Genomic DNA, 9,494 nt, shown 5'->3' with positions numbered 1-9,494 from the left:
ACGCACCATTGCCATATCGGTCTTCCCCGGCGCCACGTTCCACCTTGCCACGCCGCCAGCGGCTGCGCCAACCCGTGTTTCTTCGGGACGATTTGCGGCGCGGGCGGGCCGATTACTCCGCTAACCCTGCGCTCAACCGGACGCTGCGCGATAAAGCCGCGCAGCGCCGGTTAGCTCCACGTTGGGCATCATGAAGTCTTTCCCCTTTGCACTCGCCGCTGCGATCGTTTGCTCCACCGCAAACGCGGCAGAACCTCCGTCTGCTTCCTGTCCTCTCACAAGACTCGTGGCATCCATCGAAAGCCGTTCACAAGCTGTACGGCCTCCCACGCTTCCCAAGGACGTAGGCGATTCATACCGCACGATCTCACTCTACGAACCTCCTGGCGCCACAGACGAACTGCTTTACGCCGCGGTCGTCGACAGCAGCTCACAGCGTGCTTGGGTCTACCAATACGGCGGGTTTGCTGGCGTCTCCAACTGGTATGGGCCGTTCAATATCGACCCGTCGCTCTCCGAGCCTTGCCCTCCGGCCAGAGCGGTCATTCCAGTCGCCGTCGCATCAAGCTCGACTGCTGGTGCCCAACCAATCATTCCACCGGACCGGTCGCAGCAAACCGCGCCGGCCCGGTGAATTCGTGAGGCGTCCCCATGAACCATCGGTTCAGCACCCTTGCCCTCTCGGTACTGCTGCCTGTGCTCGCAGCGTTCATCTGGCTCAGTTCTTCCGCGCTGCCAGAAGTTGTCGCGTCGCACTTCGGGGTCAACGGTGCCGCCAATGGTTTCATGCCTCGCGGCGCGTATGTCGCCATCATGCTGGCGCTTGCCCTGGGACTACCGTCACTGCTGGCGTTTCTCCCTGGGGCTCTTGCTGGTCAAGGCGGCACGAACCTCAACATCCCCAATCGCGAGTACTGGCTCGCCCCTGAACGGCGCGAGAACACCGTTGCGTTCATCGTGGCTCATGGTCGATTGTTTGCAGTAGCAGTCGCGTTCTTCCTGGCTTATGTGCATTGGCTGGTGGTTCGAGCCAATGCGCTCCGGCCGCCAGTGTTGTCCACCACGGGCATCACGGCTGGTTTGGTGGTGTTCTTCGTGTTCTTGGCGGCTTGGCTCTTCGCCCTCCTCGCCAAGTTCCGCCGGTAGTACTGGCCTGCCGCCGGTCTGACCTGTGATGTATCTCTGGCAGCGGTGCTGCCAGGGGGACGGGGGAATCTGGATGAAGTTGAATGGGTGGGGTTTCAGGCGGCCGGCACAGGTGTGGGCCGAACTGAACCGTCCCGGGGCGGTTCATCTTTCGGCGACATCGACTGCTTCATTGCAAACAACGGGCACTCAAGCAGCTGCGACCGATGATCGCAACCGCCACACGGCCGCCCCCTGACTCACTCGCGCTTCAGTCCCCCGCCTCCGGCCGCTCCCCGCGCCAGTCACCACGGCGCTTCTTCTGCATGTCCTGCTTGCGCGCCTGGTGCGCCGCTTCCACCACTTCGGCCGCCTGTCGCCAGGCGGCGAAGCCCTCGGGGGTCTCCAGGGTCAGGCGGCCGATGATGCCGGTGCGGAAGTCGTTGATGACCAGCTCGGCAGCCTTGGCCAGGTTCACCCGGCCGCCGGCCTGCACCGCGCCACGCTGGCGGGCGATGGCTTCGAGCAGGGCTTCGGTCTTGAGCGCGGCGGTGCCGGCGGGCAGCTTGTAGCGGGCCTCGATCAGGCCGGGGTAGTCGGGCTGCAGCGTCTCCAGCAGTTCCAGCGCCACCTCTTCGTCGTCGTAGGCGTTGTGGCCCACCGAACCCGCCGCGGCCAGGTGGTAGCCGCTTTGGGGCACGATGATCTTGGGCCACAGCATGCCGGGCGTGTCGAACAGGTAGGCGCCCTTGTCCAGGTTGATGCGCTGTTCGTTCTTGGTGACGCCGGCCTCGTCCCCGGTCTTGGTGGCCTTCTTGCCCACCAGGGTGTTGATCAGCGTGGATTTGCCGACGTTGGGCACGCCGCAGATCAGGATGCGAAGCGGCTTGTCCATGCCGCCGCGGTGGGGCATCAGCTCGCGGCAGGCGGCGGCCAGGCGCTGGGCGGGCGCGCGCTCGCTGGCGTCCAGCGCAATGGCGCGGGTGTCGGGCTGGGCGTTGAAATGGTCCAGCCACAGCGCGGTGCGCACGGGGTCGGCCAGGTCCTGCTTGTTCAGCACCTTGAGCGCGGCCTTGCCACGGGTCATCTCCGCCAGCAGCGGGTTGCTGCTGGAGCCCGGCAGGCGGGCATCCAGCAGTTCGATGACCACGTCGATGCCGGCCTTCAGCCGCTCGCCAATGGCCTTGCGTGTGGCATGCATGTGCCCGGGGAACCACTGCACGGTCATGGGTCTCGCTCCATCGTCCCGGGCCGCGTCGACGGCGGCCGGGTTCTTCTGACAAAACCGCCTATTGTCTCTTCAGTCTCTTCTGCACAGCCAAGGGTCAGCGGTCATGGTCGTGATCGCAGATCGGGTCCAGGCCGTGGGCGCTGTCTTCCACATGGCCGTCGGGCGTCAGGCCGACATGGAACACCTGGCAGAACGGGTTGTCGTAGCGGTAGGACCAGACCGTCTGGCGGTGGTACGCCACCTGCCAGGTCCAGCCGGCCGGGCCCAGCAGCTGTTCCAGCTCGTCGGCCGTCATGCCGGGCTTCACCTGCAGGAAGTGGGCCTCGTCCAGCACGTTCTCGGCCTTCTGCAGCCGCCCCTGGGCATCGAAATCGACCATGCAGGTCTGCCGGCTGTAGGCGCCATGGGCATAGGCCCAGCGGGTGCTGCCGTCGGCATGCGTCCAGGCGCGGCTGGGTGTGCCCAGCTTGGCCTGAACGCGGTCAGACGTGGTGTCGACCTGCGGATCAATGCCGCAGGTGCTGCAGCCGGTCAGCCCCACCAGCGCCAGCAGCGCCCATCCCTGCCGAGGGTTCATGTCCTTGCTCCCAAAGCCAGCCATGCGGCATTGGACCACCAGCGGACACGAACCGCGACGATGCCGGACATCCCGGCCTGACGTGGCACGAATAGCCGACCTGACAGCCTGGTTACTCGGGCCGCGCCGATCCACAGTGCGGTTGGACAAGCCTGTGGACAAGCCCTGACCGGACGCCCCAAGTGGCTGATGGACCAGTGGTTTTGTCACATTGCCTTAAAAAACGGCAGTGCGTTTGGCACCCGTTTTGCCGGCGTCCACAGTGGCGCTGGACAAGCCTGTGGATAAACGGGTGAGGGCGCCGCCAAGCCCTTGTCAGTCCGCCGGGAGTTCTGGATTGCCACAAGATGAGGCAGATCGCCCCTTGACGCGATCGGCGCCGGAAACCGCTTGTCAAGCCTTGACAAACCCGGGCAGCACGCCGTCCGCCATGTTTGCCCCCCGCATATGCAGCCGCCGTTTCATTCGTTGGCCGGTGCCGGTGGCCCGTTCAAGATGCGGCCCATTCGCTCCAGCCCTGCCCGCCATGCCAGTTCTGCCCACCCCCCGCCTCCTCGTCGTTCCCGGGCTGCACGGCAGCGGCCCCACCCATTGGCAAAGCTGGCTGGAGGCCCGTCATGCCGGTTCACGGCGCATGCAGGTGGGCGATTGGGACACCCCTCAGCTGGACGACTGGGCCGACTGCCTGGAGCAGGCCTACCGGTCCGAGCCGGACGCCCAGTGGCTGATCGTGGCCCACAGCTTCGGCTGCCTGACCGCCGCCCATTGGGCCCGCCGCCATGGCAGCCACCGCATCCGTGCCGCCCTGCTGGTGGCTCCGGCCAACCCGGGGCGGTTCTGCCTGGACGCCGCACACTTCGATGCGCCCCTGCCCTTTCCCACCACGGTGGTGACCAGCCGCAACGACCCCTGGTTCGCCGAGGGCGAGGCCCGCGACCAGGCCCACCGCTGGGGCGCCGCGGTCTGGGATGCCGGCCTGGCCGGCCACATCAATGTCGATTCAGGGCACGGCCCCTGGCCGCTGGGTGAGGCCCTGGTGGGTGCGCTGGCCCGCACGACCGACCGTCCCACGCCGCCCCAACGCCCCAGGGCGGGCGAGCCCCATCCGGCCTCCACGGCCCCGCAGCCACGCCTTTTTCGTTCTTGGAAGCACGTTTTCATTCGTTCCGCGCCGCAAGACCGGTTTCCAGAATGAAAGCCTTCACAGGCAGTTCCCCAAAACCACCACATGTCTTCCCCGCTCCGCACCCGCCGGCAGGCCCTGGCCGCCGCTCTTCTGACCTTCTCCACCGTGGCCGCCTGGTCGCAAACCAAGGAGGTCACCTTCGCCTACCAGGACATGCTGGTGCCGCTGCACACCGTCATCGAGTCCGGCGAACTGGAAAAGGCCACCGGCTACAAGATCACCTGGCGTCAGTTCGGCGGCGGGGGCGATGTGATCCGCGCCATGGCCTCGGGCGACGTGCAGATCGGCGAGGCCGGTTCCAGCCCGATCGCCGCCGCCGCCAGCCAGGGTCAGGACATCCGACTGTTCTGGATCCTGGACGACATCGCCGATGCCGAGGCCCTGGTGGTCCGCAAGGAGTCCGGCGTGCGCGGCTGGAAGGACCTCAAGGGCAAGAAGGTGGCCACCCCCTTTGTGTCCACCTCACACTACCAATTGCTGGCCGGTCTGAAGGACGCCGGGGTGCCCGCCAGGGACGTGAACATCGTCAACCTGCGCCCGCCGGAGATCGCCGCCGCCTGGGAGCGGGGCGACATCGACGCCGCCTTCATCTGGGACCCGGCCCTGGCCAAGGCCAAGGCCTCGGGGGGCCAGGTCATCGCCACCTCGGGCAGCCTGGGCAAGAAGGGGTACGCCACCTTCGACGGCCTGGTCGTCAACGCCCAATGGGCCGCGCGGAACGAGGCCTTCGTCGTCGCGCTGGTGAAGGCCGTGGCCGCCGCCGATGCCCGCTACAGGAAGGACGGTGCCCACTGGACGCCGGACACCCCGGAGGTGAAGGCCATCGCCAAGTGGAGCAAGGCCGATCCCAAGGCGGTGCCGGCCGCCACGGCGCTGTACCGCTTCCCCACCCTGCAGGAACAGGTCTCGGCCCAGTGGCTGGGCGGCGGCGCTGCCAAGGCGCTGGCCCGCACCGCCGTGTTCCTGAAGGAGCAGGGCCGCGTGCAGGAGCTCAAGCCGGACTACAGCGCCTTCGTCACCACGACCTACGCCCGCAAGGCCTTGGGCCGCTGAGCCGGACGCGCCATGGCCACCGTGGAGATCCGCCACCTGGGCGTGCGCTACGCCAGCGCCCACGGGCCCGTCACGGCGCTGCAGGGCGTGAACCTGCAGCTCGCCGGTGACGATTTCGTCGTCGCGCTGGGGGCCTCTGGCTGCGGCAAGACGACGCTGCTGAACTGCCTGGCCGGCTTTCTGCCGGCCACCGAAGGCACGCTGGCGCTCGACGGACAACCGATCCGTGGCCCGAGTGCCGAGCGGGGCGTGGTGTTCCAGAAGCATGCCCTGATGCCCTGGCTCAACGCCCGGGACAACGTGGCCCTGGGGCTGCGCCTGCGCGGCATGCCCGCCCGGGAGCGCCAGGCCATCGCCCAGGCCCAGCTGGCCCGGGTGGGTTTGGCCGACGCCGGTGACCGGCCGGTCTGGGCCCTGTCCGGCGGGCAGCAGCAGCGCGTGGGCATCGCCCGGGCGCTGGCCAACGACCCCGCCCTGCTGCTGATGGACGAGCCGCTGGGCGCACTGGACGCTTTCACCCGCGAACAGGTGCAGGAGACCCTGCTGCAGGTGTGGGCCCAGACGCGCAAGCTGGTGTTCTTCATCACCCACTCGGTCGAGGAGGCCCTGTTCCTGGCCACCCGTCTGGTGGTGATGACACCCAGCCCGGGCCGGGTCTTGCGGACGTTTGAAGACCTGCCGTTCTCGCGCCGCTATCTGGCAGAAGGCCAGGCCCGGCACATCAAGTCCCTGCCCGAATTCATTGCCCTGCGCGAGGAGGTGCTGGCGCTGATCCATCAGGCGCCCCCATCGCAGGCACCCGCCGACGTGGAGGCCCTGCATGCCTGAACAACCGTCCCTGCACCCCCGGGTGGTGGCCCTGAACCTGGTCGGGGGCGCACTGGCACCCGCAGACTGGCTGCCCGCCACGCCCACGCGCCACACCGGGGCTGCCGCCACGGCGATGCCGGCCCCGACCACCACCAGCGCCTTCCGCCAGCCTGGCGAAGGGCGCAGCCTCACCATCAGCCTGGCCACGGTGACGCTGCTGTTGCTGTGCTGGTGGGGCGTGACGGCCAGCGGCTGGATCAAGCCGCTGTTCCTGCCCTCGCCCGCCGCGGTGTGGGCCCAGCTGAGCGACTACGCACGGGGCCGCGCCAATGACCAGTCCCTGTGGGCCCACCTGGGGGCCAGCCTGGGGCGGGTGCTGCTGGCCTTCGGCCTGGCCTGTGTCACCGCCATTCCGGCCGGCATTGCGATGGGCAGCTCGCGCTGGGCCCGCGGCGTGCTGGACCCGGTGCTGGAGTTCTACCGCCCGCTGCCCCCGCTGGCCTACCTGCCGCTGATCATCATCTGGTGCGGCATCAACGAGCTGCCCAAGGTGCTGCTGATCTACCTGAGCTGCTTCGCGCCGTTGGCGCTGGCCGCGCGCTCCGGCATGCGCCAGGCCAGTGCCGAGCAGATCCATGCCGCCGCCAGCATGGGCGCCAGCCCCTGGCAACTGGTGCGCCATGTGCTGCTGCCGGCGGCCCTGCCGGAAATCCTGGTCGGCATGCGCATCGCGATCGGCTTTGGCTGGACCACCCTGGTGGCGGCAGAGATGGTGGCCGCCAACCTCGGCCTGGGCCAGCTGGTGCTCAATGCCTCCAACTTCCTGCGCACCGACATCGTGGTGATGGGCATCCTCGTGATCGGCACCGTGGCCTTTGCGCTGGACCTGTTGATGCGGATGCTGGAGCGCCGCCTGGTGCCCTGGAAGGGACGCGGCTGAAATCCTCACAACCCGGCGGCAGAAGCTCATGACGAAAACATGGTTCTGCCAGGTGCAGCAGGTCCCGAGAATCGGAAATCCAGCGCCACCTGCGCCGTCCCGATCGAAAGTTGTTCTGCATGTCTTCTCCCGTTTCCCGCCGCCTGGCCCTGCAATGGGCTGCTGTTTCCGCTCTGGGTCTGGGGGCCTCGCTGGCTGCCCATGCCGCGGCTCCCGTGACGCTGCTCAACGCGAGCTATGACGTCTCGCGGGAGTTCTACAAGGACTACAACGCGGCCTTTGCGGCCCACTGGAAGAAGACGGCCGGACAGGACCTGGTGCTCAAGCAGTCGCATGGCGGCTCCAGCAAGCAGGCCCGCAGCGTGATCGATGGCCTGGAAGCCGACGTGATCACGATGAACCAGGCCAGCGACATCGACATCCTGGCCGAGCGCGGCGGGCTGGTGCCGGCCACCTGGGCCAGCCGCCTGCCGGACCACAGCGCGCCCACCACCTCGGTCACCGTGATCCTGGTGCGCAAGGGCAACCCGAAGAACATCCGAGGCTGGACCGACCTGGGCAAGCCCGGTGTCTCGGTCATCATCCCCAACCCCAAGACGGCCGGCAACGGCCGCTACACCTACCTGGCCGCCTGGGGCGCGGCGCTCAAGGGCGGTGCCGGCGTGCCGGCGGCGCGGGCGCTGGTGGAGCGCATCTTCGCCAACGTGCCGGTGCTCGACGGCGGCGGCCGCGCCGCCACCACCACCTTCGCCCAGCGCAAGATGGGCGATGCACTGGCCACCTTCGAGAGCGAGGTGCCGCTGATCCGCGCCGAGTTCGGCAACGACTTCGAGGTGATCTACCCGGAATGGACCATCCTGGCCGAGAACCCCGTCTCGGTGGTGGACAAGGTGGTGGACCGCCGCGGCACGCGCGCCGTGGCCGAGGCCTATCTGAAGTGGCTCTGGTCCGATGAAGGCCAGACCCTGGCCGCCAAGCACCACCTGCGCCCCCGCAACGCCAAGATCCTGAAGGCCTACGCGAAGGACTTCCCGGCAGTGCGCACCTTCACCGTGGACGAACTCTTCGGCGGCTGGAAGAAGGCGCAGAAGGAGCACTTCGACGACGGTGGCATCTACGACCAGATCGTGCTGCGCAACGGACGCCGCTGAGCCCTGTGCAGTGACTTGTTGCCGTCACCAGGGTGCTGGCGCGGCCGCCCCCCTAGAACAAGGGGCCGGTCTGGGGACCGCAGACACACGGCAAAGGTAACCGCTGGTTAGTCTCTCGGACTGTTGGTCCGCCGTGGCGGACGCCTGTCCGTCAAGAGGTTGCCCCGTGAAGCTCCATCTCCAAGCCCTGCTCAGCACCGTCGCGCTGGCCGCCGTGCTCGTCGCCCCGGCGCATGCCGTCGAGGTGACCCAGACCAACATCCTCAGCGACGCCGACCGGCTGGTGTCCTACCGCCACCAGCGCCACCTGTTCGTGACGGCGGACGGGCGCCAGCACCTGCTGGCCAACCTGGGCACCCAGGGCGGCGCCAAGGCCGCGCTGTTCCTGCGCTCGTCGGCCGATGGGCTGGTCTGGACGGCGCAGCACAAGCTGGGCTATACCGACAGCAACAGCGTCTCCGACGTGGCGCTGGTGGGCAACCTGCTCACCGTGGTCTACCAGGGCAGCGACGGCTTCGTGCGCCTGGCCACCGCCACCTACGACCCGGCCAGCCTGTCCTGGTCGTCCTTCACGGTCGAGAAGGTGCCCCGCGCCGGCAGGACCTTCACCGCGGTCAACCCCAGCTTCACGGTGGATGCCAACGGCAACACCTGGGTGGCCTATGTGCAGGAGGACAGCAGCACCGGCAACGCCGGCATCGTGCTCTACCGCAAGTCGGCCAGCAAGGGCACCTGGGCCAGCGCCCAGCAGTTCTTCGGCGCCAACGACAGCACCTATCCGTTTGGTGCCGACAAGCGCAGCGCCCGCCTGGTCACGCTGCCCAGCGGCATCGGCATGCTCTACAGCGTCGGCCCCACCATCTACTGGCAGGAACGCCCGCTGAAGGGCGGCGCCGATCTGGCCTGGGGCGCGGCCGCCACCCTGCTGCCCGGCACACCGGACAAGGACCTGATGTCCAGCCACTTCAGCACGGTGGTGGACGCCGCGGGCAACCTGTTCGCCGCCTTCACGGACAACGGGCTGCTCTATGTGGACCGGCGTGACGCCACGACGGGCCAGTGGTACGCCGCGCCCCAGCTGGTGCTGGGCACCGGCAGCAGCAGCGCCAAGCCCACCTACGCCCAGCTGATGTCCTTGGGCAGCGACCGCATCGGCATCGCCACCAACGTGGGCTACAACATCTGGGTGCTGCAGGCCAAGACCACCGCCAACGCCGGCTGGAAGTGCACCGACCAGGGCACGCACGCCAGCTTCGACCCCACGCTCTACAGCTTCGAGCACCCCCGGGTGGAGGCCCCTGCGTTCCCGGGCGCCACGGTGCCGGTGCTGCAGCAGTTCACCTCGGCCGATGGCAGCCTGCAGTACGCCGCAACTTTCAGCGTCACCCCCGGCGCGCCGACCGGTTGCAGCAACTGAATCG

Annotated in this window: 9 protein-coding genes; 7 read left to right on the top strand and 2 right to left on the bottom strand. The window is 68.1% G+C overall.

What is annotated here, in order from left to right; translation table 11 throughout:
* Nucleotides 1–651: 651 nt before the first annotated feature.
* On the top strand, nucleotides 652–1,146 hold the full coding sequence (locus KGA65_RS05720; protein WP_225862169.1) for a DUF1648 domain-containing protein: 495 nt from the start codon (nucleotides 652–654) through the stop codon (nucleotides 1,144–1,146).
* Between the two features lie 250 nt (nucleotides 1,147–1,396).
* Here KGA65_RS05720 and ylqF read toward each other — a convergent pair whose 3' ends face one another.
* The gene (ylqF, locus tag KGA65_RS05715; RefSeq protein ID WP_225862168.1) at nucleotides 1,397–2,353 is read right to left on the bottom strand and encodes a ribosome biogenesis GTPase YlqF; all 957 of its coding nucleotides are present in this window, start codon (nucleotides 2,351–2,353) and stop codon (nucleotides 1,397–1,399) included.
* Nucleotides 2,354–2,450: 97 nt separating this feature from the next.
* Complete coding sequence (locus KGA65_RS05710) at nucleotides 2,451–2,933, bottom strand: hypothetical protein (protein WP_225862167.1); 483 nt, start codon at nucleotides 2,931–2,933, stop codon at nucleotides 2,451–2,453.
* Between the two features lie 526 nt (nucleotides 2,934–3,459).
* On the opposite strand from KGA65_RS05710, the gene KGA65_RS05705 reads away from it, so the two are divergent.
* From KGA65_RS05705 to KGA65_RS05680, 6 genes are all read left to right on the top strand, one after another.
* Nucleotides 3,460–4,128 carry an RBBP9/YdeN family alpha/beta hydrolase gene (locus KGA65_RS05705; protein WP_225862166.1) on the top strand — a complete coding sequence of 223 codons (669 nt, stop codon included), beginning with the start codon at nucleotides 3,460–3,462 and terminating at the stop codon, nucleotides 4,126–4,128.
* Nucleotides 4,129–4,161: 33 nt separating this feature from the next.
* Nucleotides 4,162–5,172: a taurine ABC transporter substrate-binding protein gene (tauA, locus tag KGA65_RS05700; protein ID WP_225862165.1), complete on the top strand. Its 1,011-nt coding sequence runs from the start codon at nucleotides 4,162–4,164 to the stop codon at nucleotides 5,170–5,172.
* Between the two features lie 12 nt (nucleotides 5,173–5,184).
* A complete protein-coding gene (locus tag KGA65_RS05695) occupies nucleotides 5,185–6,000 on the top strand; it encodes a taurine ABC transporter ATP-binding protein (protein WP_225862164.1) in 816 nt (271 codons plus the stop codon).
* Between the two features lie 115 nt (nucleotides 6,001–6,115).
* Entirely contained in the window at nucleotides 6,116–6,922 is an 807-nt protein-coding gene (locus KGA65_RS05690; protein WP_225862192.1) for an ABC transporter permease subunit, read from the top strand.
* 119 nt (nucleotides 6,923–7,041) lie between these two features.
* Nucleotides 7,042–8,073, top strand: coding sequence for a sulfate ABC transporter substrate-binding protein (locus KGA65_RS05685; RefSeq protein ID WP_225862163.1), 1,032 nt, complete (start codon nucleotides 7,042–7,044; stop codon nucleotides 8,071–8,073).
* A 166-nt stretch (nucleotides 8,074–8,239) separates the two neighbouring features.
* Complete coding sequence (locus tag KGA65_RS05680) at nucleotides 8,240–9,490, top strand: hypothetical protein (RefSeq protein ID WP_225862162.1); 1,251 nt, start codon at nucleotides 8,240–8,242, stop codon at nucleotides 9,488–9,490.
* Nucleotides 9,491–9,494 lie beyond the last annotated feature (4 nt).

Source organism: Ideonella benzenivorans, from assembly GCF_020387415.1.
Lineage (GTDB): Bacteria > Pseudomonadota > Gammaproteobacteria > Burkholderiales > Burkholderiaceae_C > Ideonella > Ideonella benzenivorans.
The sequence above is the reverse complement of the archived record's forward strand: the minus strand, read 5'-3'. Positions and strand labels throughout refer to the sequence as shown.

Excerpts from the sequence above, each read along its gene's own strand:
- KGA65_RS05720 (WP_225862169.1), top strand. The coding sequence starts at position 652 with ATGAACCATCGGTTCAGCACCCTTGCCCTCTCGGTACTGCTGCCTGTG.
- ylqF (WP_225862168.1), bottom strand. The coding sequence starts at position 2,353 with ATGACCGTGCAGTGGTTCCCCGGGCACATGCATGCCACACGCAAGGCC.
- KGA65_RS05710 (WP_225862167.1), bottom strand. The coding sequence starts at position 2,933 with ATGAACCCTCGGCAGGGATGGGCGCTGCTGGCGCTGGTGGGGCTGACC.
- KGA65_RS05705 (WP_225862166.1), top strand. The coding sequence starts at position 3,460 with ATGCCAGTTCTGCCCACCCCCCGCCTCCTCGTCGTTCCCGGGCTGCAC.
- tauA (WP_225862165.1), top strand. The coding sequence starts at position 4,162 with ATGTCTTCCCCGCTCCGCACCCGCCGGCAGGCCCTGGCCGCCGCTCTT.
- KGA65_RS05695 (WP_225862164.1), top strand. The coding sequence starts at position 5,185 with ATGGCCACCGTGGAGATCCGCCACCTGGGCGTGCGCTACGCCAGCGCC.
- KGA65_RS05690 (WP_225862192.1), top strand. The coding sequence starts at position 6,116 with ATGCCGGCCCCGACCACCACCAGCGCCTTCCGCCAGCCTGGCGAAGGG.
- KGA65_RS05685 (WP_225862163.1), top strand. The coding sequence starts at position 7,042 with ATGTCTTCTCCCGTTTCCCGCCGCCTGGCCCTGCAATGGGCTGCTGTT.